We start from the raw sequence: 23,246 nt of genomic DNA, 5'->3' as shown, positions 1-23,246 counted from the left end.
GGAGATCAGGGATTTCCTCCCAAAGGATACCCCTAGAATAGGTCATCGTTGACAGCACTAAAATATTCTGCCTTTTTGCCATCGTGAAAGTGGCTCCGCAAAATTGCGGATGAAAAGGGAACACGGTGCGGCGAACCCAACAGGGACCAAAACCGTGGCTGCCCCCGCAACTGTAAACGGAGAGTAGGTGCTCCAGACACCACTGATACTGGCCATGCCGGTGTTGGGAAGGTGAGCATCAGCCAAGACCCGTGAGCCAGGAGACCTGCCACTTGTCGGTCACCCGACCTTTGATACGGGGTGTGTCAAGGTGCGGCTTTCCGTTGAGGTGACACCCGAATTCGGGCCGAAAGGACCGGGTGGTGCTGCCTCAATGGCCTCAACACCCAGCATCCTCTCGGCCTCAAGAAGCATGCATGGCCCGGCTTGCGCAAAAGGCTGCTGGGCAAACCTTGGGGTGTGTCGTGTCGACCAATCAGAACAGCCGGACACAATCGGCGTTTTTAGTGTTCTTTCTTTCCACATCGTCCCTCACCGGAATTGTCATGCCTCCGGCCCTTGCGCAGGACAATGGCATTGTTCTCGAATTGGAAGAAATTGTTGTAACGGCTGGCCGAAACCCGGTTGTGGCCGAAAAAGTGGGCCGCGCCAGCACCGTCGTCACATCACATGAGCTGGAGACGTCCCAGGTTCGCTATGTGGCCGATGCGCTGCGGCGTGTGCCCGGTGTTGCCGTATCGCGCTCAGGATCAGTTGGCGGTTTTACTCAAATCAGGATCAGAGGCTCGGAAGCCAACCACGTTCTGGTTCTGATCGACGGCGTCGAAGTCGCAGGCACCTCAAGCGGCGAGTTCGATTTCGGCACCCTGCAGGTGGCCGACATAGACCGGATCGAAGTGATCCGTGGCCCGCAAAGTGCGCTTTATGGGTCAAACGCGGCAGCTGGTGTCATCCAGATCATCACCAAGGGCGGCATACGCAACGGCTACAGGGTGACCGGCCGGTCCGAAGTTGGGTCGGACAAAAGCGTTCTAGGCAATGTGCTTGTCCAGGGCGGCGGCGAGACCTTTGATATTGCCTTGTCGGGCGCGGCCCGCGGTACCGAAGGATTCAACCTCTCCGACTTCGGGTCGGAAAAGGATGGGGATCGCAATGTCACGCTCAACGGTAAGGCCCGGTGGGACATTACCGATGACCTTTTCTTCGATGGCACCTTGCGGCTGACCGACAGGGACTCCGATACCGACGATCAGGACTTCACTTGGGGGTCACCCACCTATGGACAGGTCATCGACACGCCAGGCAAGGTCGAGTCGACCGACATTTTCGGCGGCGGCGGCTTGACCTGGGAGCTGTTCGACGACCGGTTTGTCCAGAAGTTCCGCGGAGAATTTGCCGATCTTGAAACACGGGGCCGGAACAGTAACGGACAGTACGGCGACGATGGAACACGCTACCATCTGAGCTATCAGGGGACCTACGCTTTCGACACGCCGCAATTCTGGGACAGCGCGCATAGTTTAACGGGTGCTATCGAATGGGAGCGGGAAACCTACCAGAACGCTTACCCGTCCAACCCGTCTCAAGCTGCAGCGCAGGAACGCGACCTGTTCGGAACGGTTGCGGAGTACCGCGGCGAGTTCTTTGACCGGGCCTTTGTCACCGGCGCACTGCGCTATGATCAAAACGACAGGTTCAAAGACACAGTGACCTACAGCGTCAGCGGCGCCTATCTTTTTCCCCAGTTCGGTACCCGGTTGCACGCCTCCCTCGGGACCGGATCCACCAATCCAACCTTCTTTGAACAATTCGGGTTTATTCCCTCCAGCTTCGTCGGCAACCCGGACCTCAAGCCGGAAACGAATTTCGGCTGGGACATCGGGATCGAGCAGCGGTTCTGGCAGGATCGGGCCATGATCGATGTGGCCTATTTCAATGAGCGGCTGGAAGACGAAATCCAGACGCAGTTCCTGCCGAGTTTCGCATCAACCCCCGTCAATCGCGATGGCACGAGCAAACGGCAGGGCGTGGAAATCTCGCTCGGCGTTGAAATCCTGCAAAACCTCTACGCCCGTGCCTCCTACACCTACCTGGATGCTCAGGAGCCCTCAGGTGCAGAAGAGGTGCGCCGCCCGCCGCATTCCGGGTCCTTTGGTCTCACTTACGGGTTTCACGAAAACCGCGGGACCGTGTTTGTGGACGCGATCTACAACGGCCAGATGGAGGACAACCGGTTCACGCCGTCAGGCTCTCAGCGGGTGACACTGAACGACTATGTCATGGTCAATGCGGGTGCGGATTATCAGGTGACCGATCATCTTCAGCTGTTCGGCCGGGTGGAGAACCTGCTCGATCAGGATTATGAGGAAGTCTACGGCTTCAACACGCAAGGTTTCACCGCATTTGCCGGGTTCAAAGCCACCTTTTAAAGACCGGAACGGACCAATCTTGCCCCTCCTCCGCACAGTCTCTGTCCTCTTCAGTTTGGCGCTGGTCCTCAACTGGGACCCAGCAATCGCTGAAGAGGCGCCGCAAAGGGTGGTTTCCGTCAACCTGTGTACCGACCAACTGGCCATGCTTCTGGCAAAGCCGGGTCAGCTGATTTCCGTGTCTCATCTGGCTGCAGACGAGACCATTTCACTTATGAGCGCCGACGCAAATCGGTTGATGCTCAATCACGGCCTGGCAGAAGAGATTTTCCGCATGGATCCCGATTTGGTGGTCGCCGGAAAATATACAGACCGGGCAACAATCAACCTTCTGAAACGGCTCGGCAAACCAGTCGAAGAATTCGACCCGGCCACCAGTTTCGAAGATATTGCCGCCAACACAAAGCGAATGGGCACCTTGCTTGGCAACGGCGACGCGGCTGAACGGCTGATAGCCCAGATGAGAGTAGAAGTCTCCAAGCTGAGCCTGGAATATCAACAGAACCGTCCGGTTCTCGGTTCCTTCGGAACCAATAGCTACACCTCCGGGGCTGGAACGCTGGAAAACGACATTGTTGGCAAAGCCGGGTTCCGGCATCTGGGCGATGAAATCGGGATTGCGGGAACAACGCGGCTTCCCCTGGAAGCCCTTGTTCTGGCCAACCCGGACTATGTGATGATCTGGGATCGGCACAGCACTAATCCATCTAGGTCCGCTGCGGTGCTCACGCATCCCGCGCTCGACGCGCGCTTCGGCGAAGACCGCAAGATTTCCGCCGATAGCCGCTACTGGATCTGCGGCACGCCCCTGACAGCCGGCGCCATTCAGCGCCTGCAGGACGCCGTGCGCGGAAAGCCGGCCGGATGATCCCGGTGGACCGCCGTTTTTACGTCCTCCTTGCCAGCCTCGCGGTGGCTACGGCCCTGCTGTTTGTGCTGTCGCTTGGCTTGGGCCAGGTCTGGATAGACCCGCGCCTCCTGATCGCATCCTGGGGCAGTCCGGATACCGCAGAGGCGATCATCCTGGCTGAAATCCGCCTTCCGCGGGCTCTGCTCGCTCTTTTTATCGGTGCGATCCTCGGACTGTCCGGGGCCGTGCTTCAGGGTTTCTTGCGCAACCCGCTTGCTGAACCTGGGCTGCTCGGGATCTCGGCAACCGCCTCGCTGGGTGCGGTTTTGGCGATCTATGGCGGGCTGACCGCGTTTCACCCCTATGCCTTGCCCCTGGCCGCGCTCACCGGCGTGCTGCTTGCGGTCCTTCTTCTTCAAACCCTGGTTGGTCGGTCCGGCGACATTCTGACCATTATTCTTGCGGGCGTTGCGCTGTCCTCACTTGCCGCAGCCCTGACATCACTCGCGCTCAACCTGTCGACCAATCCGTTTGCGGCCTTGGAAATTGTCTTTTGGATGCTCGGCTCTCTGGCCGACCGCAGCATGGTGCATGTTGGGCTTGCCCTGCCCTTTATCATCGTAGGCGGCGGTCTTCTGTTTATGACCGGCCGCGCGCTCGACGCGCTGAGCCTTGGCGCGGATGTCGCTCAAAGCCTTGGGGTTTCGATCACACTGACACGGCTGCTTGCCATATTCGGAACGGCTATTGGCGTTGGCGCTGCCACGGCAGTCAGCGGCGCCATCGGGTTTGTCGGCCTCATCGTTTCGCATCTCCTGCGGCCGCTGGTTGGCCAGAAACCCAGCCGCCTGCTTCCGGCAAGCGCCCTTGGCGGTGCCGTTTTTCTGCTGGCTGCCGATATTCTTGTGCGGATCATCATGCCGGAGCGCGATCTCAAACTCGGTGTCGTTACAGCTGTTCTCGGCGCGCCGTTCTTCCTCTGGCTGCTGCTCTCCTTGCGGAGGCGGAGTGCATGATCAGCTTTTCCGCAAAAAGCCTCAGCGCCTCGATCCGGGCCAGCACTGTTTTGGAAGGCGTATCCTTCGACGCCGAAGCGGGAGAACTGATCGGGATCATCGGGCCGAACGGTGCCGGAAAATCAACCCTTCTGCGTGCCATGGCTGGTCTGCTGCCCCATCGCGGGAGCGCGGAATGGAATGGGCGCGTGATCTCTCAGATGACGCATAGTGAGCGGTCCCGGCTGATCGCCTATATGCCGCAAGAGCGCACGGTTCACTGGGCCATTCCCTGCCGGGATGTCGTGCTGTTGGGCCGTCTGCCCCATCATAGCCGGTTTGCAGGCCCATCCACAGCGGACCGGATGGCCGCTGAAGACGCTATGCGCCAGATGGATGTTGCGGAGTTTTCGGACCGTCCATTCGACACACTGTCAGGCGGTGAGCAAGCGAGGGTGCTTGTCGCCAGAATGCTGGCCCAGGACACCCCATCCTTTCTTGCCGACGAACCGATCAACGGTCTGGATCCGGCGCACCAGATCGGCTTTATGAGGACCTTTCAAGCCTTTGCCCGCTCCGGGCGGCTTGTCTTCGTTTCCCTGCACGACCTGACACTCGCCGGGCGCTGGTGCGACCGCTTGCTGCTTCTGGATCAGGGCAAGCTCAAATCGAATACCCCGCCGGATCAGTTGTTTACCAGCGGTTTGATCGAACATGTGTACGGCATTGAAACGACGACGATCACTCTTGCGGAGCGTCTCACAATCGTTCCATGCTCTGACAAAAGGCGGCCAAACCGGACCACAGCCGGAGAGCCCACAGAAAAGACTTTGAACGACCGGGATTTGATTTGATGAGTGAGAACCTCCACCACGTGCTGAAGCTACAACTGCTGGATATCGACGCAGGCTGGAGCATCGGCTCATTCGGCGCGATTGGAGAGTTTCACCAACGGCCATGCGACATTCTCTCGCTCGATGATCCGGACCAGCTGATCCGTGTGAGCGAAAAAGGCGGGCTTCGGCTCATCCCCGGCCGGCTCGCGGACGTCACGCCGATTGCCTATGAAACCTTGAGCCGCCATCCACAGCGCTGGGGACAGGGTCTTGCCTTGTGCCTGCCGGACAACAAAGCGGTTGCCGCCCGACGGTCCGTTCTCACCGAGCTCGGCCCCGACACGGACGCGCTTAAACCCGAGGACCGGGACGGCGTTTTGTTCGACATGGGGCTGGACCAGCCGCAGATCGACTTTTGCATCCGCACATGCGATCCGAAGCTTTTATCTGTGCTGCGTGCGCAAACCGGCCGGTCCCTTTTCGAGCCGGATAACCCGGCCATGAGCGCCATCCTAAACGCCCATCCGGCCCGGGTCGTGATCTCCCCGCTGGGACGGGTCGAGGTCTATCAAATGATCGGCGGGCCGGACACCGGCGGTGTGTCTCCGGACGGTCCGCACACCCATGTTCTGCCAAATCTGTTGCGCGTGAACCGCACGCATTCCGCCAACACGCTCATTCCGGACGGCCTGATCCCTTGCGCCTATCTGCACCCGGCAAGCCCGGTCATGGGCCATCGTGGAGAGGACATCCCGTTCGATACGGGCCGGTTTGTCGCTTTTCAGGCCCTTCTGGACCGGTTTGGCCTCCCTGAGTATGTTGCCACGAAAACAGAAGTTCTCAGCGCTCTTGAGGCCTCGCGCGGCGATGCCTTGAGCGAGCCGGAAACGCGGGTCAAACGGGTTGCCCTGCGCAACACGCTGCGCCAGCAGGCCCGACTTGCCGAGCTTACGAATGACGAGGCGCGCACCCAACTTTGCGCGCTGCTGATGCGCCAGTTTGACCGCAGCGCCGCCGCCGGTCAGGATCCCGACCTGGACCTCGACGCCGATCCCGACCGGCCGGGCCACGAGGGGGAGCGGTCATGACGATGCAAGACATCAGCAGCCTTCAGGACTTGCTCTTTTTGTTTCACGAACGCGGTGGCTGGACCCTAATCGTCCTCGTCGGTCTATCTGTCCTGACTGTCGCCACGGCATTTGTGAACCTTATCCGCGTTGCCGGTCTGAAGCCATTTTCGTCACGGTCCGGAGCATGCCGGGAGCTTGCCCAAAAAATCGATACTCTGGCTGCGTCAGGTCTGGATCGCCGTGCTCTGGCGGACGAAACCAGCCTAATCGCCCGCTCTTACCTTGCAAAGGCCCGCAGCGGCACGCGCTTGTTGGAGCTGATCATTACGGCCGCGCCGCTGCTAGGCCTACTCGGAACCGTTCTTGGCATGATTGATGCCTTTCAAGCCATGCAAAGCGCCGGCGATTCCGTGCGTCCAGCAGATTTGGCCGGCGGGATCTGGGAAGCTCTGATTACGACAGCGGCTGGAATGATTGTCGCACTCGCGGCTCTCGTGCTTCACAGCCTGATCGACGCTGTGGCTGGCAATCTCAAAATGATTTTGGAACAGGTTGCCACCCGGTCGATTGCGCAGTCATCAGTGCCGCTGATGGACCCCGCAACCGGGCAGCACCGCTCCTCGTTTCCCGATCAACAGAGCGCAGCATGATCCTGGACGAACCACCGCGCCGGCGTCCCGCAATCGGCCTGACGTCATTGATCGATGTGATCTTTATTCTGATCGTGTTTTTCATGCTGGTGTCATCGTTCGATCACTATGCGACGGTACCGCTGACCGTTGCTTCAGGCGCTCAATCCGCCGAAAGAATCGACAAGATCCTTGCGCTCGAGATTCTGAGCTCTGGCGACCTTGTCGTTGCCGAAACCAATGAACCGGCAGAACCCGCCCTGGCACGTGCGCACAAAAACGCTCTCCCCGTTGTGGTGACCATAGCCCCCGGCGTCTCGACGCAGGACACGCTCACGCATCTCGACCAGATCAAGGCGACGGGTATCACTGCGCTCACCGTGAGGCCCGGACGCAGGTCATGAGGATTGCCGACGAACCGGGCCGGGGCCGCTTTGGTGACACTCTTTTGCCGATGATCAATGTCGTCTTTCTGCTTTTGATCTTCCTGATGTTGATGGGCGAAATCCGCGATCCTCAAGTGCTTGACGCCGATCCGGCCGAAGCCGCCCTTGCCGACCGCACAGAGCCGGCGCCCCTCGTGGTCATCGACAAAACCAATGTGATAGGTTTCGGTCACACTATCGGCGCAGAACCTGTTCGAGAAGCCTTGCAGCGGCTTCTTCTCGGCGGGGAACCGCCAACGGCGGTCACTTTGCGCGTCGATAGGTCGGCAGATTTTGCACGCGTTCTGCAATTCGCGGAGAGCTTGCGAGAACTCGAGATTGAGGCCGTTTCCATTCAGGTCCGCGCCAAATGAAAGCCCTGCGTATCTGGATTTTTGGCCTAGTGGCAGCTGTGACCATTCATGCAGGCCTTTTGGCTGCAATCCTGATCCAACAGGATGACGGACTGGCTGAAGCCGATACGGGCGGCACCTTCGACACCGTGTTGACGCTGACCTTGAACGATGGAGCAGACACCGGGACAATGGGCGGCGACGCGGACCGTATCGCTGGGGCCGAAACGGAAGCTGCCACCCCATTGCAAGCCCCGGGTGACCGTGACGCGGAACCGGTTCCAGAAGCCGAAACTGCGCAGCCCGACCGCGCAAGAGCGGCGGAGTTGGCGGAACCGTTGCAGGACGAAAGTGCCGACAAACCTCAATCCGGTCAGCCACCTTTAACCTCTCAATTGGAGAGCGCTGTTCACATCACAAGTCCGCGATCTGTAGTCCAGCCAAACAAACACCAAAAGGCAGCCAGCAACACCACCGCAACACAAGCGCCGAATAAGACTGTGCCTATTGTAGAAAACGTCGTCGAGGCGACCTCTCAGTCAACGCTCGAATCGCCACAGCAGCAGTCTGAACAAGTTGTTTCGAACCCGGGCGAAGCACTCTCCGAACCACCTCATGCTCCAAATCCAGTTGTGGCGGCCCTTGATCCGATTGACGTTCCGAATAGTGCGGACAAGGTACCGGATGGTTCCACGGCAACAACCCTCCATGTCCCAAAACCGGCGCCGGACACACATTACGAAGCTCGGCGCACCGCGGCCGCTAAAGCACGTCAGAAAGCCACCGCGGAGCACCAACGCAAAACTGTCCAAGGCCGGCAACAGGGGGATTCACGTGAGACCACCAAACGGGGAAGTGCAGGGCAAGGGACATCTGCTGCGGCCCACGCTGCGAAGGGCGATCACAAATCCTATGCGCGCACACTTCGCCAATGGGTAGAACGGCATAAGCGGTATCCGGTCAAAGCGCGGGAGCGGGGTATTACCGGCCGCGGCCTTTTAAAGATTACCATTGCGCGATCAGGAAAGGTGCTGTCATCCAGTTTGGTCAAGAGTACTGGTAACGGGACGCTGGATGCAGCGCTCAAGGCTCTACCCAAACGCGCGTCCCCCTTTCCCCAAATGCCTAGCGGATTGCCCGGTTCCCGGCTGACATTTTCGGTTCCAGTCAGTTTTCGAAAGTAAGCCCCTAGGCAACAAACTGTTATGCGAATGGTCAGTCGTAGCGCAGGATACTGAGCGGATCTTGTTCGGACACCATTTTTGGACATTGGTGCTTCGGCTGGCTATGGAACCGCGTTCGCAGTCATTTTGACATCGCAGCGCTTCATCTTGAATGTCTGTATCGCATTCGGCCCAGGACAGATGATGGCGACAGGCGACACGGTTGTACTGCTCTTATGGTTGCTTTGCATTACCTACATGACCTTTCGGCCTTCCAGATTGTCTCCCTTAACATTTCGTAAAACGGCGATGTAAGAATGCCTACCCCCAAAAAGAACACTTCATTCAACCGCTTAGTCCGAACAACCCGGCGATATGCCTGGCCGCTTGCACAATCTTCTTCGCTGGGAGTGGACTGGGTCTGTCTTAAAATGCAGCAATTTTGACTGCTGGAGTTGTCGTTGGCGACATGGTTCCGCATACACTTTGGGCCACTCAAGGTGTGTCGATCCCGGCCCTTGTTGGTGATGGCCCATTTTGAAGACCATCACTATTTTGATGGTGGCTGGCTTGTTCGCAGCCACCTTGTGGGCGATGCTCATTCGAGCCGAGTTATTTCGACAACAAGTCGAGCTCACGCCGCCATTTCTCGTCTAGGGACGAAACGAAGTCCCCCCCTCCATCAAGGCCAATGTCTTTCAAAAGGTGTCGCGATAGATGGGTGCGACTTCCAGATCTTACAGGCCTGGAACCGATTATTCCGACCGGTTTTTTTATAAGGCTGATTACTCCATCTATGAGCCTTGCCGACCAACGGCTTTCGCTGCATAAATTACATCTCATGGCAATCATGGCAGTATCTCCAGTTCTTTAGAACCGAAATATCTGCCGCTTTGCTATGATGCGCCAACTAAATCTCCGCCCTTATGCATAAGGAAGATTTATGCATAACGCCCTGCCATCCCTCCCGGCCATACGCGCATTTGAAGCAGCCGCGCGGTTGCTCAGCTTTACAAAGGCCGGCTCCGAACTGGGCATGACCCAAGCTGCCGTCAGCTACCAAATCAAGCTGCTGGAAGAAAAGCTTGGGTTCCCGCTGTTTCATCGGAACGCGCGCCGCATCGAACTAACGGACAAAGGCAAGCAGCTCTCCCTGAAGGTGATCGACGCATTCGAGGCGCTGCGCGAAGCCTTTTATGACGTGAGAAACGAAAACGATACGCTTTTGGTCGTCTCAAGCAACACAACGTTTGCCTTGAACTGGCTGGCAACGCGGCTGGTACACTTTCAACTCGCCAATCCGGACATTGCCATACGCATCGTGCCTTATGGACCAGCAGCCCGCCCCGAGTTTTTAAACTCTGACGTTTCTATTTCGGCTTGTTATGCTCCGCCAAAAGGATGGTGCCACCACCGCCTGGTCGATGCGACCTTTACTCCCATGCTCAGTCCGGAGCTCGCCGAAACCATTGGTGGCGTTCACTCTGCTGAAGATATCCTGCGGCTTCCGCTCATTGATCCGGGCGACCCTTGGTGGAAGATATGGTTTGATAAGGCGGGCATAAAAGATGTCGATTTGAGCAATCGTCCGGCAACCCGGATGGGCTCACAAGCTCTTGAAGCAAACAGGGCGATTGCCGGCCAAGGCGCCGGCATCCTTACTCCCTATTTCTGCAAGCATGCTCTTGAAAATGGCCTGCTCGTGCAGCCGATCGACATTCTAGCGAGTATCGACGATGAGGCCTGGTATCTCAGCTACCCACCCGCGAATAAGAAAAGCCGCAAGGTGCGGCTTTTCCGGGATTGGATCCTTACTGAGTTGCAAAAAGACGGCGTTCTGGCTGAACAGGCTCAAAAATACAACGCTTAATATGAAGTGTTTTTTTGCGAATTGACTATTGTGTGAAAACAATCGTCTTGTTGCCGACAATCATCACACGGCTTTCCAGATGGAACTTCACAGCGCGGGCCAGCACGCGGGCTTCTATATCCCGGCCCCGTGCAACAAAATCATCTGCGGACAGGGAATGGCTGACACGCTCCGCATCCTGTTCAATGATCGGTCCCTCATCGAGGTCCGGCGTCACATAGTGCGCGGTGGCACCGATCATCTTTACACCGCGCTGATGGGCCTGATGATAGGGCTTCGCTCCCTTGAAGCTTGGCAGGAATGAGTGATGGATGTTGATCACCTTCCCGAATAACCGTTTCGACAGGTTGTCCGACAGAACCTGCATGTAACGCGCCAAGATTACCAAATCAGCACCGGTTTCCTTGACCAAGGACAGGAGCTTTTCCTCCTGCTCTACCTTGTTTTCCTTATTCACCGGCCAATGGTGAAACGGCACGCCTTCGATTTCCGCGGTTCGCGCGCTGTCCGGATGGTTTGAGACAATTGCGACTACCTCTGCGTCCAGCCACCCCACCCGGATTTGGTAGAGAAGATGCAACATGGCATGGTCAAACTTCGAAACCATGATGACAATCTTTGGCCGCTGGGCACGATCTATAAGCGTTGTTTTCAAATCAAACCGATTGATTGCCGGCTCAATCGCCCTGTGAACCATCTCTTTGGTCACATTATCCGGCGTCAGAACCGCTATCCGCATGAAAAAGCGGTTTGATACCTGATCCCAAAACTGGTCACTTTCTGCGATATTAGCGCCAAGATCGGCGAGTTCGGTTGTGACAGCAGCTACGATTCCCGGCCGATCCTCGCAGGATAGCGTCAGCACATAGTGGCGATTGGACACGTTCATAATTCTCCGCAAATCGCCGACCCTCAGGTTCCGGCGTTTTCAAATTCAAGTTTCAGTCTCCGAGCGCGGATACCAGATCCTTCACCCGGTCGGCATTGTCGCGCGCCAGCTCGCCGCTGCGATTCCACAAGCCGTTTTCAAATCCGATCCGGGCCTTGCCACCGTTTTGAACAGCGTACACAAGGCACTCGGTTTCCCGCTTTCCGAAAGCGCAGCACGCCCAGTCTGCAGCCCAGTTGCCCTCTACCGACCGCAGTGCTTCCAAAAAGGGATCGAGATCGGACACGACGCTTTGTTGATCCGCCCTGTAACGTCCCAGCACAAACAGCAGTTGATGTTGATTGCCTGGAATGTCTCCTCGGATGGCAATTTCTGAAAATCGCATGAGATCCTCTGTGCTGTAGAGAATGTGCTGCACCGCAATTCCTGCTTTAAATGCCCACCTGTAAAACGCATGCGCCCGATCGGGTTGTCCGTCCGACAGCATCTCTTGCAAGGAGATTGAAACCGATTTGGGAACCACATCACGAACCAACTGGCGCTGATCGCCAGGGCTGTATTTTCCAACAGCTTCAGTCGTGATTTGAACCTGCATTTGCGGCACTGCAGCATTCATTTCCGACAACAGGTCGAGATAACGATGCGCATCGAGCACATGTGTGCCGGTACTATCACGCACATGTGCATGAAGTCCGGTCGCACCGGCGCTATAGCAGGCTTTGGCGGCTTCCACCGTTTCGTGAACCGTCATAGGCAGCGCAGGGTGGTCATTTTTTGTTCTTCGCGCACCATTGGGCGCGACCATGATTTTCGGGAGCGTTGAGATGTCAGCGGGTTTCATGACTTAAAAACCGCCCGGAACGCGGTCGACAATTTGTCCGTTATCTCGTCAATCTGTTGACCCGTCATAATAAACGGCGGAGCAAGAAGAATATGATCTCCCTGAACACCGTCGATTGTGCCGCCCATTGGGTAGCAGGCCAAGCCCGCTTCAAATGCGGCCCTTTTCAGAGCCTTGTTGATCCCGCGTTTCGGGTCAAACGGCTGTTTTGTTGAACGGTCTTCAACAATCTCAATCCCGCGGAACAGCCCGCAACCCCTGATATCTCCGACATATTCGTGCTGACCAAAGGTATCCCGTAAAGATGCGTCGAGTTTTTCTCCCATTGGGGTTACGCGTTGCCCAATCTCGCCGGTCAGTTTTTTCAAAACGGCAAGAGCTGCCGCACAAGCCGTCGGATGACCGATATAGGTGTGGCCGTGCTGAAAGAAGCCGGATCCGTTTTCGATCGCCTCATAAATGTCATGCGAGCAAAGCATGGCCCCGATTGGCTGATATCCGGCACCAAGTCCCTTGGCGATACACAGGATGTCAGCAGTGACGCCGTCCTGTTCACAGGCGAACAAGGAACCGGTACGGCCCATCCCACACATCACTTCATCAAGAATGAGCAACACGCCGTGAGCAGTACAGATTTCCCGGATGCGCTTGAAATATCCCTCGACGGGCGGAACGGCGCCTGCGGTCGCACCGACGACTGGCTCGGCAACAAATGCCATTACATTTTCAGGGCCAAGACGCTGGATTTCAGCCTCGAGTTCGTTGGCAACTCTTTGGCCATATTCGAAGGCTGTTTCCCCATCTTCCCGGCCACGGTATTCATAGCAGGGCGCAATGTGCGAGGTCTGGATCATCATCGGTGCAAAAGGCTCCCGGCGCCACAGATTGCCTCCTGTTGCAAGAGCGCCAAGGGTGTTGCCGTGATAACTCTGTCGGCGCGCGATCACGCGATGGCGTTTGGTATCGCCTTTTTCCAGATAGTACTGCCGAGCAAGCTTGAGCGCAGCTTCCATTGCCTCAGACCCGCCGGACACAAAATAAACCCGATCAAGCCCCTCGGGCGCATGCCTGGTCAGCATATCCGCAAGCTCTTCGGCTGGTTCCGACGTAAAGAAGCCGGTATGCGCAAATGCAATCTTGTCGATTTGCCCCTTTATGGCTTCGGTCACATCCGGATCACCATGCCCGAGACACGAAACTGCCGCACCACCAGAGCCATCAAAATACTTTTTTCCAGTTGAATCAAAAATATAGCACCCCTGTCCGGCAACAGCGATCGGAGGATTTGCTTTGGTGTGGCGTGGAAACACATGAGACATGGCTGAGGACCTTTGGGCCTATTTTCTATTGGGTTTCGGGAATCCGGCGCCCAAAATGCCTACACCTTTGCTTTTTTCGATTCCAGTGCCGTTTTGGGCCAATTCTGGTCTGGCGGCCCCAAAATCGCCGCAGAAGTGGTTGGCGATTAACTTTCTTTTTCATGACAATTTTAATTAATTTCGAGCAACTATTGAGCATAGCCAGACCGCCAAAAAGAGCCGGATATGCGAAGCAGCCCGAAACAAGCCATCCTCGTCGCCCTGCTATGTATCAGCCTGGCAGGGTGCGGAACATATGCGGGTGTGACGGGCCTTGGTTGGGCGACCGGATCCTACAGTTCAATAAACTATGACGATACGTCTTGGTGTGTCCCGCGGAAGCTTAAGAAGGTCCTGAACCGGGTCGCCAAGCGCTATGGCAGAGTCCAGGTGCACTCGACCAAGCGCTGGTGGCTGGAAAACTGGTGGAAGGGAGGAGCAAAGGATTCCTACCACCTCAACTGCCAGGCCGTCGATTTTTCGGTTAGCGGCAACCCGTCATCTGTGCTTGCATTCTTGAAGGCACAGCGCGAGGTGGGCGGCTATAAGTATTACGCCTCCGGCCACTATCATATTGATACCGGCCCACGCCGCACCTGGTGAGCGGCTATCTCAACTCACCAAGCTCGAGTGCAGTTTCCCAAGATACAGGGTCAAATCCAATAAAGTTCTTTGATATGCCTTCGACGATCGGACGTTTGATCGTCGACGGATTATCTAGCATCAACTGAATGGCACTCTCGGCGTCAGTCACGCTTTCCTTGACCTCATCGTCAAGTTTCCGCCACGTGGTGCCACGCTTATTCAACACAGTATCCCACCCAAACTCTCCGACAAATCCACTCAGTTTATCGGCATCAACTCCGTCCCTCTTGTAATCATGGAAGGTGTACTCAATGCCAGCTTCCTCCAAAAACTTCCGGGCCTTCTTGACTGTGTCGCAATTTTTGATCCCGTAAACGATCATGGGTAGATACCTCTCAAGTTTTGCTTGTGTTTCATCAACACTTGCCCCGGGTTTCAAGTTCATTCCCATTCGTGAAGGCGTTTGGGCTTGATTTCCTTTGGAAACCGCGCAACGGAAGTGTTTGGGTGGCGTGCACACTCATTAATTGACATCAGACTGGCCGCGACCGATTTTCATGCCCCAAGCTTCACTCGCAACAACCCAAATCCGGAACCGGCTGTCGAATTTCTTCTTGCTCGGAAACTGGCGGCAACGATTGCGCCTTTGGAGCGGGCTTGTGCTGTTTGCCTTTTGCCTGTCGCACTTTGCCAATCATGCGCTCGGCATATTCTCGCTGCGAGCGATGGATCTGGGCTCCCAATACCACTATGCGATCTGGCACAATACGCTTGGGTTGAGCGTGCTCGCACTTGCCGCTTTTACCCATGTCGGGCTGGCTTTGTGGCGAACAGCCAAGCGCCGGACATTCCAAATGCCAATCTGGGAGTTTCTCCAGCTCGTTCTGGGGCTTTACATTCCTTGGACGCTGACCCCCCACGTGTTTGCGACGCTTGGGCTGTACACTGCGTATGGTTTGTCGCCAACCTATGAGCGCATGCTGAATATGCTGTGGCCGGAAGGCGCGCTTATGCAATCCATCCTGCTGATTGTGGTGTGGACGCACGCCATGATCGGGCTGCATTTTTGGTTGAGGCTCTATCCCATGTACCGACGCGTGCGTTCCTTCGCGCTTGCCTTTGCCATTGGGTTCCCACTCTTGGCCTTATGGGGTTGGATTGAAGGTGCACGCAGACAAGCAGATAAAACCTATCCATCGAAAGTGTCCGATGTTCACCTGTCTTGGCTATATGACAACGCCTACCAGGTTCTAGCGATTGTCTACGGTCTTGTTATTCTCAGCATTCTGGTGGTGGCCTTCCGGATCGCAGCCAGTACTCTTAGCAAGCGCATCAAAGTCACATACCCGGGCAACACCGTATTAAAAAGCACGGTCGGCCCGTCGCTCCTCGAAATCAGCAGGATCAACGGGATCCCGCATGCAGCTGTCTGCGGCGGACGCGCCAGATGTTCGACCTGCCGTGTCCTCGTAAAAGCCGGCGGCGAGGACTTGTTGCCGCCCGAACCGTCAGAAGCCATGGTCCTAAATCGCATCGGCGCCGGACAAGGTGTTCGGCTAGCCTGCCAAATCCGGCCCAAATCCGACATCGAGATCCAACCGCTAGTGCCATCCCAGACCAAAGAAGCTGAACGCGGCGGCAGTGGTGATGCCTATCACTGGGGCGTTGAACAACCTGTCACAATCATGTTTGTGGACCTGAGAAACTTCACAGGCATAACTGAAACCAATCTGTCTTTTGATGTGGTTTTTCTACTGAACCGCTATCTGGACGGCGTATCGTCGGTTATCCGCGCGGAGGGCGGGTATGTCGACAAGTTCATCGGTGATGGCATTATGGCGATTTTCGGCATGGAGACAGGCGCAGAAACAGGCGCAAAACAGGCCCTTCGGGCGACAATTAAAATCCGTGAGGTTGAAGACGCGATCAACGCGGATAGAGGCCCTCAATTTCCAGAGCGGTTGAGATTCGGCCTTGGACTGCATTCCGGTACTGCTATTCTAGGGCGGATCGGTTCGGCCGGCGCCGAAGGCCAAAAAACGTCGATTACCGCGCTCGGAGATGTTGTAAACACGGCCAGCCGGCTTGAAGCCGAAAACAAGTCCGGCGGTACCTTCATGACAGTCTCGGAAGACGTGCTTCGAGCCGCCGGCATTCAAATGCCGGGTGTTGTGCCTTCAGAAATTAAGCTCCGTGGGAAAACTGAGTCGCTGCGGTTTTTTTCGTTTCACAATGTTGAAGGCCTCGCCGTACCGGCCTGAACCGTCTCAACAGTGTCACCTAACAGCAGGGGCCCTTCGTGCCGGAAATCTACTCTCCACAAGCAATGCTCGAAAAACTCGTTGCTTTTGACACGGTGTCCCACAAGTCGAATCTTGAACTGATTGCCTTTGTCGAGGCCTATCTCGCGTCCCACGGCGTCGAAGCGCACCGGGTCTACAATGCCGATAAAACAAAGGCGTCCCTTCACGCCTTCATTGGGCCACAGACCGATGGCGGTGTGGTTCTTTCGGCACATACCGATGTCGTGCCGGTTGAAGGCCAGACCTGGTGTTCGGATCCATTTCGCTTATGTGAAAAAGGTGGCAAGCTATTCGGCCGTGGCTCGGCCGATATGAAGGGTTTTGCCGGGACTGTACTTGCATCCGTACCGGATTTTCTGTCTGCTGACCTTAGGAAACCGATCCATATCGCCCTGTCTTATGACGAAGAAGTCGGGTGCCTCGGCGCGCCGGACATGATTGCCGATATGCTTAGGGTCGGCCCCCTCCCGCAGCTTGCCATTGTTGGCGAACCGAGCGGGATGAAAACGGTGACCGGCCACAAGGGCATTATCGTTTTGAAAACAAGGGTAAAAGGGTTCCCGGTACACTCTAGCCAGCTGGACCGAGGAGTGTCTGCAATCTCAATCGCAGCCCGGTTGATCACCTGGCTGGACAGCAAAACCTTAGAAAACCGCTCAAGAGCTCTACCAGGTTGCCTGTTCGATCCTCCATATTCTACCTTGCACTGCGGGGTGATTTCCGGCGGATGCGCGCACAACATCACCGCCGAATATTGCGACTTCACCACCGACATCAGAACTTTGCCGGAAGAAACCGGAGAGGACTGGGTAGCGCTTTACCGCCAATTCATCGACACCGCCGTCTTGCCGGACATGCGCAGAATTTCCGTCATGTGTGACATCGAACTCGAGGAGATCGCCAACGTCCCGGCATTGAAACCGGAAATGGACGGGCCGGCTGAACATCTGGTTCGCTCATTGACCGGCGACAACACAGAAAATCATGTTGTCTTTGCTACAGAGGGCGGCCAATTTCAGAATGCCGGCATTTCGACCGTGGTGTGCGGGCCCGGGTCAATTGACCAGGCACACCAAGCCGATGAGTATGTGGAGGTGTCGCAGATTCAGGATTGTGCCCATTTTCTCAAAAAACTCACGCAGCGACTGTCAGATTAGAGCATTTCTTTACCCCGGACCTATTGCCACAACGTCCCGATACTCTCAAACTTGGTGTACTGACTGGATAACCTCGCGGGTTTTCCAGGCACGTTATTGGGCAGGCAACAACACTAAAAATGAGGGGCACATGGCTCAAAGAGTATTGGTCGCTGCAGCAGCTGCATTTGCATGCGTTTCTGCCAACACAGCTCAGGCGGAGACGCTTAAATTTGCCTTCCAGGGGACGCTCAACGCGCTTGACCCCTACAGTCTGAATGAAACCTTCACGTTGTCGGCTTTGGGCAACGCATATGAAGGGTTGACGCGTCGCGGTGCAGACCTTGAGATTGAACCGGCGCTTGCGGAACGATGGGAGGTGATTGAGCCCAATCGCTGGCGGTTTTATCTCCGCGAAGGGGTGAAGTTTCACAATGGCAACGACTTCACGGCAGAGGATGTTGCGTTTTCCGTGGAACGGGTTCGTTCCGAAGGGTCTGACCTTCTGACCCGTATCGGATCCGAGGTCACGGTGGAGATCGTCGATGACCACACGATCGATTTCGTCCTACCCGGTCCAAATCCCATTCTGCATTATGAATGGGACACATTTTACATCATGGATAAGGAATGGACCGAAGAAAACGACGCTGTGAAAGTAACATCCGCGTCCGATACCACACCGAATTACGCTGCACTTAACGCTAACGGAACCGGGCCGTTCAAAATCGTGAGCCATGAACCGGGTGTCAAAACGGTCTATGAGACCTTTGACGGCTGGTGGGATGATGCGCCGCACAACTTGACGAGTGTCGAATTTACCCCGATTGGGTCCGATGCAACCCGCGTTGCCGCTCTTCTTTCGGGAGAACTGGACATGGTTTATCCAGTTCCGGTGCAGGACATTAAACGCGTTGACAGCAACTCCGGGACGCGGGCGTTGACCGGCCCGGAACTTCGCACGATACATCTCGGCATGGACCAAATGCGCGACGAGTTGCTCTATTCCGACGTGAAGGGTAAAAACCCGTTCAAAGACATCCGCGTTCGCAAAGCCTTCTACCAGGCCATTGATATTGAGGCGATCAAAGCCAAGGTCATGCGCGACTTGGCAACGCCGGCATCGCTTCTGATCTCGCCGTTTCTTTATGGACGGGCTGACGAATTCGAACGCTATCCATACGATGTGGACGCTGCGAAAGCGCTGATGAGTGAAGCAGGTTATCCGGATGGCTTTACTGTGAGCATGGATTGCCCGAACGACCGGTATGTCAACGACGAGGCCATTTGCCAGGCTGTCGCGGCAATGCTTGCCAGGATCAACGTAAAGGTGGATTTGGTCGCACAGCCCAAGGCCAAATACTTCGCAAAAGTCTTGGCATCCGGTGGATACGACACTTCTTTTTATCTGCTTGGCTGGACGCCAGGCTCATTTGACAGCTGGAATATCCTTGAAAACCTCGTGCAATGCCGCGACGATTCTGGCGCGGGTGGCGCATTCAATCTCGGCGGATATTGCAATGCGGAGGTTGATGCTCTGAAAGACAAAATCTTGAGTGAAAACGATCCCGAAATCCGGGATGAACTCATCTATCAAGCCTACGCGATTGCCAATGACGAAGTATCCCATATACCCTTGCATCAGCAGGGGCTTGCCTGGGGTGTTTCAGATAAACTCGAATTGGTTCAGCGAGCTGACAACCAGTTTAAGTTCCGCTTTGTAACGAAGAACTAAAAAACACCGACCCTCTCTTTCGAGAGGGTCGGCTCTTACAAATAAGAACACATAAGGGCAAACATGCTTGGATTTGCCATGCGCCGGCTCGTGCAGGCCATGATTGTTATGCTCGTGGTGGCACTTTTGGCCTTCACGCTCTTCCGCTTCGTTGGCGATCCCGTAAATCAGATGGTTGGTGTCGAGACATCGCTTGAGCAACGCGAAGCGTTGCGGGAAAGCCTGGGTCTCAATGACCCGGTTCCTGTTCAATTCTGGCGTTTCATTTCAAACGCAGCGCAGTTCGATTTCGGAACCTCCTACCAATTCCGGCAACCGGTCTCGGACCTCTTTGCAAAACGTATTCCTGCAACACTTGAATTGAGTTTCGTATCGGCCCTTTTTGCACTGATTGTCGGGATCCCAATGGGGGTATATGCCGGGTTGAACAGGGAGTCCGCGGTTTCAAAACTGTTTCTGTCCGTATCTCTGGTGGGCATCTCTTTGCCAACATTCCTGATCGGCATCCTCTTAATTTTCGTGTTTTCGGTGAATCTGCAATGGCTGCCAAGCTTCGGCAGAGGCGAAACGGTTCAAATTGGTGGCTGGTGGACAACCGGCTTTCTGACTGTCTCAGGTCTAAAGGCGCTGATCCTTCCGTCGATCACTCTGGGGCTTTATCAGATGACCTTGATCATGCGTTTGATCCGCGCTGAGATGCTGGAAGTCATCAGAACCGACTATATTAAATTTGCCCGCGCACGCGGGTTGCCGGACAGGCTGGTGCACTTCCGACACGCGTTGAAAAACACACTCATCCCGGTGATAACCATCACCGGGCTCCAATTGGGCGCAATCATCGCTTTTGCGACGATTACGGAAACGGTGTTCCAATGGCCTGGCATGGGTTTGATGTTCCTTCAGGCCGTGCAGAACGTCGATATCCCGATCATGTCAGCCTATCTGCTGCTTACCGCATTTTTATTCGTTAGCATCAACTTCATCGTTGATATCCTTTATTTTTTGATCGACCCGCGGCTGCGGGTGGAACGGGCATAGGGAGGCGTGCACCATGTCTGATGTCTCCGAAAAACAAACTGAAAGCGTGATTGCAACCGATCGTGATACCGGCGCGCCAGACACCATGTCGGCTTTCGGCAGGTTCATGGACAGCGATATCCTCCACTCTTTCCTACGCTCTAAAGTCGCTGTTATTGCCGCAATTGGAACTTTTATGTTCTTTATTCTTGCGTTCACGGCACCGTGGATCGCACCTCATGATCCGTTTGACCTGGCATCTATTTCGATTCTCGATGCGCGTGTACCGCCGATTTGGATGGACTATGCAGATCCGCGCTTCCTGCTCGGCACGGACGATCAGGGTAGAGACCTGTTGTCCGGAATTTTCTACGGCATGCGGATTTCGCTTATAGTCGGGTTCTGTTCTGTCATAGCGGCTGCGATCATCGGAATTTCGCTCGGGCTGGTGGCCGGCTACATGGGCGGACGAGTTGATGCCGTCATCATGCGGATCGCCGATGTCCAGCTCACATTCCCGGCCATTCTGATTGCCCTTTTGATCGACGGTGCTGCACGGGGTATCTTCGGCTCGCTCGACCGCGAAGTCTTTTCTTTCTGGATCCTTATTTTTGCGCTCGCCCTGTCATTTTGGGTCCAATATGCGCGAACCGTTCGCGGATCGACCATGGTCGAAAAAAACAAGGAATATGTGCAGGCGGCGCGCGTGATCGGTATCCCGTCCATCATCATAATGGTGCGTCATATCCTGCCGAATGTGACCGGCCCTGTGTTGGTTATCGCAACCATCAATCTGGCCCTGGCCATTGTGACAGAAGCAACGCTTTCGTTCCTCGGCGTTGGCATGCCGCCGACCCAGCCTTCGCTTGGTACGCTTATCGCCATCGGCAATGATTTTCTCTATTCGGGTGAATGGTGGATCGCGATTTTTCCCGGCTTAGCCTTGGCTCTGTTGGTCCTGAACGTCAATTTACTGGGCGACTGGTTGCGCGACGCCCTTAATCCGAAACTGCGGTGACGACCATGAGCGTATTGGATATTCGTGATCTCAAGGTCGAATTCCCGGGCCGAAAATCAACATTTGTCGCCGTTCAAGGCGTTCATCTGGAGGTGGAAGCCGGAAAGATACTTGGTGTCGTAGGCGAGTCCGGGGCCGGAAAGTCCACCGTTGGGAACGCCGTGATCGGGTTGCTTCAGGAGCCCGGGCGGATCGCGCAAGGCGAGATCCGTCTGCATGACGACCGAATCGACACATTGCCTGAAAAGCAAAAACGGCATATTCGCGGCCGCAAGATTGGTATGATCTTTCAGGATCCGCTGACATCTTTGGACCCGCTCCAAACCGTCGAGTCGCAGCTTGTCGAGACGATCCGGACGCACTTGCCGTTATCCTCTTCTCAGGCAAGGGCCCGGGCAATCGAGTTGATAGATGCGGTTGGAATACCCAATCCGTCCGAGCGTATTTCGCAATATCCGCATCAATTCTCTGGCGGCATGCGCCAGCGGGTGGTCATTGCCCTTGCTCTTTGTGCCGAACCCGAGCTGGTTATCGCCGATGAGCCAACGACCGCACTGGACGTGTCTATCCAGGCACAAATTCTCGAACTGATGAAGAGGCTTTGCGCGGACCGTAACGTTGCGATGATGGTCATCACGCACGATATGGGAGTGATCGCAGACATCACGGACCATGTCGCCGTCATGTATCATGGCAAACTGGTTGAATATGGCGAGACGCATCAGGTCCTTGGAGCACCTCAACACCGCTACACACAAAGCTTGATTTCCGCGGTGCCACGACCCGATGTGCGCGTCGAACGGTTTCCTGTTGTTGACTACATCGAAAAGGCTGGCAAACCGGCTAAGCAAATCGACATTGCTACACACTGGCTTGGCCAAACACGCGACTACACAAAAACTGACGGTCCACTCGTCGAAATTGAAGATCTAACCATGCGGTTTGAAGTCAAGGGATCTCTGATCCCGTCGAGGCGGAAACACTTCGACGCAGTCAAAGCCGTTAGCTTCGACATAAAAGAAGGTGAAACATTTGGTGTTGTTGGCGAAAGCGGATCGGGAAAGTCCACAATCGCCCGCATCATCACTGGGCTTTATCATCCTACAGCCGGAACCATCCGATTTGCGGGAACCGACCTCACAAGCCTCACCAACCGGCGGCAAATTCTGGCCATGCGCCGGCAAATGCAAATGATATTTCAAGACCCCTATTCCTCGCTAAATGCACGTATGCGGGTCCGGGATATCATTGCAGAACCGATCAAGTTTCACCGGCTTGCTTCCAGCAACTCAGAAGTCCGTCAAATTGTGGAGGATCTTCTGGACCATGTCGGCCTCGGTGCAGCCGCAGGAAAAAAGTTTCCGCATGAGTTTTCCGGCGGCCAGCGCCAGCGTATCTCCATCGCGCGGGCACTCGCGACACGGCCACGCTTCTTGCTGTGCGATGAACCCACATCCGCCCTTGACGTTTCGATCCAGGCGCAAATTCTAAACTTGCTCAAAGACCTTCAGGACGAGCTCGGACTAACCATGATGTTCATAAGCCATGATCTCGCGGTTATCCGCCAAATGTGCAATCGCATCGCCGTCATGAAGAACGGCGAATTGTGTGAAGTTGCAGATTGCGACACGCTTTTTGAATCGCCTCAACACGACTATACCCGGCACCTTTTAAAGCTCATGCCTTCGATGGAGTTGCTGTCGCGGGCAAACATCGAAACCGCATAAATCCGGCAAACGGTTCA

General features: G+C 55.6%; 21 protein-coding genes and 1 riboswitch. Of the genes, 17 read left to right on the top strand and 4 right to left on the bottom strand.

Going from position 1 to position 23,246, the window contains the following annotated elements; genetic code table 11:
• Window positions 1-73 precede the first annotated feature (73 nt).
• Window positions 74-287, top strand: a riboswitch (cobalamin riboswitch).
• Window positions 288-416: 129 nt separating this feature from the next.
• The 10 genes from JM93_RS16860 (at window position 417) to JM93_RS16815 (ending at window position 10,620) form a co-directional block, all read left to right on the top strand.
• Window positions 417-2,429 carry a TonB-dependent receptor plug domain-containing protein gene (locus tag JM93_RS16860; RefSeq protein ID WP_145345781.1) on the top strand — a complete coding sequence of 671 codons (2,013 nt, stop codon included), beginning with the start codon at window positions 417-419 and terminating at the stop codon, window positions 2,427-2,429.
• A gap of 19 nt (window positions 2,430-2,448) precedes the next feature.
• The gene (locus tag JM93_RS16855) at window positions 2,449-3,297 is read left to right on the top strand and encodes an ABC transporter substrate-binding protein (RefSeq protein WP_170230710.1); all 849 of its coding nucleotides are present in this window, start codon (window positions 2,449-2,451) and stop codon (window positions 3,295-3,297) included.
• The gene (locus tag JM93_RS16850; protein ID WP_145345777.1) at window positions 3,294-4,295 is read left to right on the top strand and encodes a FecCD family ABC transporter permease; all 1,002 of its coding nucleotides are present in this window, start codon (window positions 3,294-3,296) and stop codon (window positions 4,293-4,295) included. The genes JM93_RS16855 and JM93_RS16850 overlap by 4 nt, the downstream gene beginning before the upstream one ends.
• Window positions 4,292-5,128, top strand: a complete 837-nt coding sequence (locus JM93_RS16845; protein ID WP_145345775.1) for an ABC transporter ATP-binding protein — start codon at window positions 4,292-4,294, stop codon at window positions 5,126-5,128. Before JM93_RS16850 ends, JM93_RS16845 begins: the two co-directional genes overlap by 4 nt.
• Complete coding sequence (locus JM93_RS16840) at window positions 5,128-6,198, top strand: DUF6925 family protein (protein ID WP_145345773.1); 1,071 nt, start codon at window positions 5,128-5,130, stop codon at window positions 6,196-6,198. Before JM93_RS16845 ends, JM93_RS16840 begins: the two co-directional genes overlap by 1 nt.
• A complete protein-coding gene (locus tag JM93_RS16835; RefSeq protein ID WP_145345771.1) occupies window positions 6,195-6,830 on the top strand; it encodes a MotA/TolQ/ExbB proton channel family protein in 636 nt (211 codons plus the stop codon). Before JM93_RS16840 ends, JM93_RS16835 begins: the two co-directional genes overlap by 4 nt.
• Window positions 6,827-7,213: an ExbD/TolR family protein gene (locus JM93_RS16830; RefSeq protein ID WP_145345769.1), complete on the top strand. Its 387-nt coding sequence runs from the start codon at window positions 6,827-6,829 to the stop codon at window positions 7,211-7,213. Before JM93_RS16835 ends, JM93_RS16830 begins: the two co-directional genes overlap by 4 nt.
• Window positions 7,210-7,608, top strand: coding sequence for a biopolymer transporter ExbD (locus tag JM93_RS16825; protein WP_145345767.1), 399 nt, complete (start codon window positions 7,210-7,212; stop codon window positions 7,606-7,608). Before JM93_RS16830 ends, JM93_RS16825 begins: the two co-directional genes overlap by 4 nt.
• On the top strand, window positions 7,605-8,771 hold the full coding sequence (locus JM93_RS16820) for an energy transducer TonB (RefSeq protein WP_145345765.1): 1,167 nt from the start codon (window positions 7,605-7,607) through the stop codon (window positions 8,769-8,771). Before JM93_RS16825 ends, JM93_RS16820 begins: the two co-directional genes overlap by 4 nt.
• A 922-nt stretch (window positions 8,772-9,693) precedes the next feature.
• Entirely contained in the window at window positions 9,694-10,620 is a 927-nt protein-coding gene (locus tag JM93_RS16815; RefSeq protein ID WP_145345762.1) for a LysR family transcriptional regulator, read from the top strand.
• A 25-nt stretch (window positions 10,621-10,645) separates the two neighbouring features.
• Here the strand turns inward: JM93_RS16815 and purU are convergent, their stop codons facing one another.
• From purU to JM93_RS16800, 3 genes are read right to left on the bottom strand one after another with little or no spacing between them, the layout of a single operon-like run.
• On the bottom strand, window positions 10,646-11,509 hold the full coding sequence (gene purU, locus JM93_RS16810; protein WP_155197603.1) for a formyltetrahydrofolate deformylase: 864 nt from the start codon (window positions 11,507-11,509) through the stop codon (window positions 10,646-10,648).
• 52 nt (window positions 11,510-11,561) lie between these two features.
• Window positions 11,562-12,350, bottom strand: a complete 789-nt coding sequence (locus JM93_RS16805) for a beta-keto acid cleavage family enzyme (RefSeq protein WP_208995240.1) — start codon at window positions 12,348-12,350, stop codon at window positions 11,562-11,564.
• Entirely contained in the window at window positions 12,347-13,669 is a 1,323-nt protein-coding gene (locus JM93_RS16800) for an aspartate aminotransferase family protein (RefSeq protein WP_145345760.1), read from the bottom strand. Before JM93_RS16800 ends, JM93_RS16805 begins: the two co-directional genes overlap by 4 nt.
• Before the next feature lie 225 nt (window positions 13,670-13,894).
• Here JM93_RS16800 and JM93_RS16795 point away from each other — a divergent pair, with 225 nt between their 5' ends.
• Window positions 13,895-14,311, top strand: a complete 417-nt coding sequence (locus JM93_RS16795) for a YcbK family protein (RefSeq protein WP_145345759.1) — start codon at window positions 13,895-13,897, stop codon at window positions 14,309-14,311.
• Between the two features lie 4 nt (window positions 14,312-14,315).
• On the opposite strand, the gene JM93_RS16790 is transcribed toward JM93_RS16795, so the two are convergent.
• Entirely contained in the window at window positions 14,316-14,675 is a 360-nt protein-coding gene (locus JM93_RS16790; protein ID WP_145345854.1) for an ArsC family reductase, read from the bottom strand.
• A 175-nt stretch (window positions 14,676-14,850) separates the two neighbouring features.
• Between JM93_RS16790 and JM93_RS16785 the strand changes: the two genes are divergently transcribed.
• The 6 genes from JM93_RS16785 to JM93_RS16760 all read left to right on the top strand — a co-directional run bounded on the left by JM93_RS16785 (window position 14,851) and on the right by JM93_RS16760 (window position 23,229).
• Window positions 14,851-16,554, top strand: a complete 1,704-nt coding sequence (locus JM93_RS16785; RefSeq protein WP_208995238.1) for an adenylate/guanylate cyclase domain-containing protein — start codon at window positions 14,851-14,853, stop codon at window positions 16,552-16,554.
• Between the two features lie 38 nt (window positions 16,555-16,592).
• Window positions 16,593-17,753: an acetylornithine deacetylase gene (argE, locus tag JM93_RS16780; RefSeq protein ID WP_244300871.1), complete on the top strand. Its 1,161-nt coding sequence runs from the start codon at window positions 16,593-16,595 to the stop codon at window positions 17,751-17,753.
• 130 nt (window positions 17,754-17,883) lie between these two features.
• Window positions 17,884-19,467, top strand: coding sequence for an ABC transporter substrate-binding protein (locus JM93_RS16775; protein ID WP_145345757.1), 1,584 nt, complete (start codon window positions 17,884-17,886; stop codon window positions 19,465-19,467).
• Window positions 19,468-19,530: 63 nt separating this feature from the next.
• Window positions 19,531-20,505 carry an ABC transporter permease gene (locus tag JM93_RS16770; RefSeq protein WP_145345755.1) on the top strand — a complete coding sequence of 325 codons (975 nt, stop codon included), beginning with the start codon at window positions 19,531-19,533 and terminating at the stop codon, window positions 20,503-20,505.
• 85 nt (window positions 20,506-20,590) lie between these two features.
• Window positions 20,591-21,502, top strand: a complete 912-nt coding sequence (locus JM93_RS16765) for an ABC transporter permease (RefSeq protein WP_145345849.1) — start codon at window positions 20,591-20,593, stop codon at window positions 21,500-21,502.
• Window positions 21,503-21,507: 5 nt separating this feature from the next.
• Window positions 21,508-23,229 carry an ABC transporter ATP-binding protein gene (locus tag JM93_RS16760; RefSeq protein ID WP_145345753.1) on the top strand — a complete coding sequence of 574 codons (1,722 nt, stop codon included), beginning with the start codon at window positions 21,508-21,510 and terminating at the stop codon, window positions 23,227-23,229.
• The last annotated feature ends 17 nt before the right edge of the window (window positions 23,230-23,246 follow it).

This window comes from Roseibium hamelinense, from assembly GCF_007830545.1.
GTDB lineage: Bacteria > Pseudomonadota > Alphaproteobacteria > Rhizobiales > Stappiaceae > Roseibium > Roseibium hamelinense.
This window is presented reverse-complemented; position numbering and strand designations above follow the sequence as displayed.

What these genes read in the sequence shown, in the direction of transcription:
- JM93_RS16860 (WP_145345781.1), top strand. Translation starts at nt 417, where the DNA reads ATGGCCCGGCTTGCGCAAAAGGCTGCTGGGCAAACCTTGGGGTGTGTC.
- JM93_RS16850 (WP_145345777.1), top strand. Translation starts at nt 3,294, where the DNA reads ATGATCCCGGTGGACCGCCGTTTTTACGTCCTCCTTGCCAGCCTCGCG.
- JM93_RS16845 (WP_145345775.1), top strand. Translation starts at nt 4,292, where the DNA reads ATGATCAGCTTTTCCGCAAAAAGCCTCAGCGCCTCGATCCGGGCCAGC.
- JM93_RS16840 (WP_145345773.1), top strand. Translation starts at nt 5,128, where the DNA reads ATGAGTGAGAACCTCCACCACGTGCTGAAGCTACAACTGCTGGATATC.
- JM93_RS16835 (WP_145345771.1), top strand. Translation starts at nt 6,195, where the DNA reads ATGACGATGCAAGACATCAGCAGCCTTCAGGACTTGCTCTTTTTGTTT.
- JM93_RS16830 (WP_145345769.1), top strand. Translation starts at nt 6,827, where the DNA reads ATGATCCTGGACGAACCACCGCGCCGGCGTCCCGCAATCGGCCTGACG.
- JM93_RS16825 (WP_145345767.1), top strand. Translation starts at nt 7,210, where the DNA reads ATGAGGATTGCCGACGAACCGGGCCGGGGCCGCTTTGGTGACACTCTT.
- JM93_RS16820 (WP_145345765.1), top strand. Translation starts at nt 7,605, where the DNA reads ATGAAAGCCCTGCGTATCTGGATTTTTGGCCTAGTGGCAGCTGTGACC.
- JM93_RS16815 (WP_145345762.1), top strand. Translation starts at nt 9,694, where the DNA reads ATGCATAACGCCCTGCCATCCCTCCCGGCCATACGCGCATTTGAAGCA.
- purU (WP_155197603.1), bottom strand. Translation starts at nt 11,509, where the DNA reads ATGAACGTGTCCAATCGCCACTATGTGCTGACGCTATCCTGCGAGGAT.
- JM93_RS16805 (WP_208995240.1), bottom strand. Translation starts at nt 12,350, where the DNA reads ATGAAACCCGCTGACATCTCAACGCTCCCGAAAATCATGGTCGCGCCC.
- JM93_RS16800 (WP_145345760.1), bottom strand. Translation starts at nt 13,669, where the DNA reads ATGTCTCATGTGTTTCCACGCCACACCAAAGCAAATCCTCCGATCGCT.
- JM93_RS16795 (WP_145345759.1), top strand. Translation starts at nt 13,895, where the DNA reads ATGCGAAGCAGCCCGAAACAAGCCATCCTCGTCGCCCTGCTATGTATC.
- JM93_RS16790 (WP_145345854.1), bottom strand. Translation starts at nt 14,675, where the DNA reads ATGATCGTTTACGGGATCAAAAATTGCGACACAGTCAAGAAGGCCCGG.
- JM93_RS16785 (WP_208995238.1), top strand. Translation starts at nt 14,851, where the DNA reads ATGCCCCAAGCTTCACTCGCAACAACCCAAATCCGGAACCGGCTGTCG.
- JM93_RS16775 (WP_145345757.1), top strand. Translation starts at nt 17,884, where the DNA reads ATGGCTCAAAGAGTATTGGTCGCTGCAGCAGCTGCATTTGCATGCGTT.
- JM93_RS16770 (WP_145345755.1), top strand. Translation starts at nt 19,531, where the DNA reads ATGCTTGGATTTGCCATGCGCCGGCTCGTGCAGGCCATGATTGTTATG.
- JM93_RS16765 (WP_145345849.1), top strand. Translation starts at nt 20,591, where the DNA reads ATGTCGGCTTTCGGCAGGTTCATGGACAGCGATATCCTCCACTCTTTC.
- JM93_RS16760 (WP_145345753.1), top strand. Translation starts at nt 21,508, where the DNA reads ATGAGCGTATTGGATATTCGTGATCTCAAGGTCGAATTCCCGGGCCGA.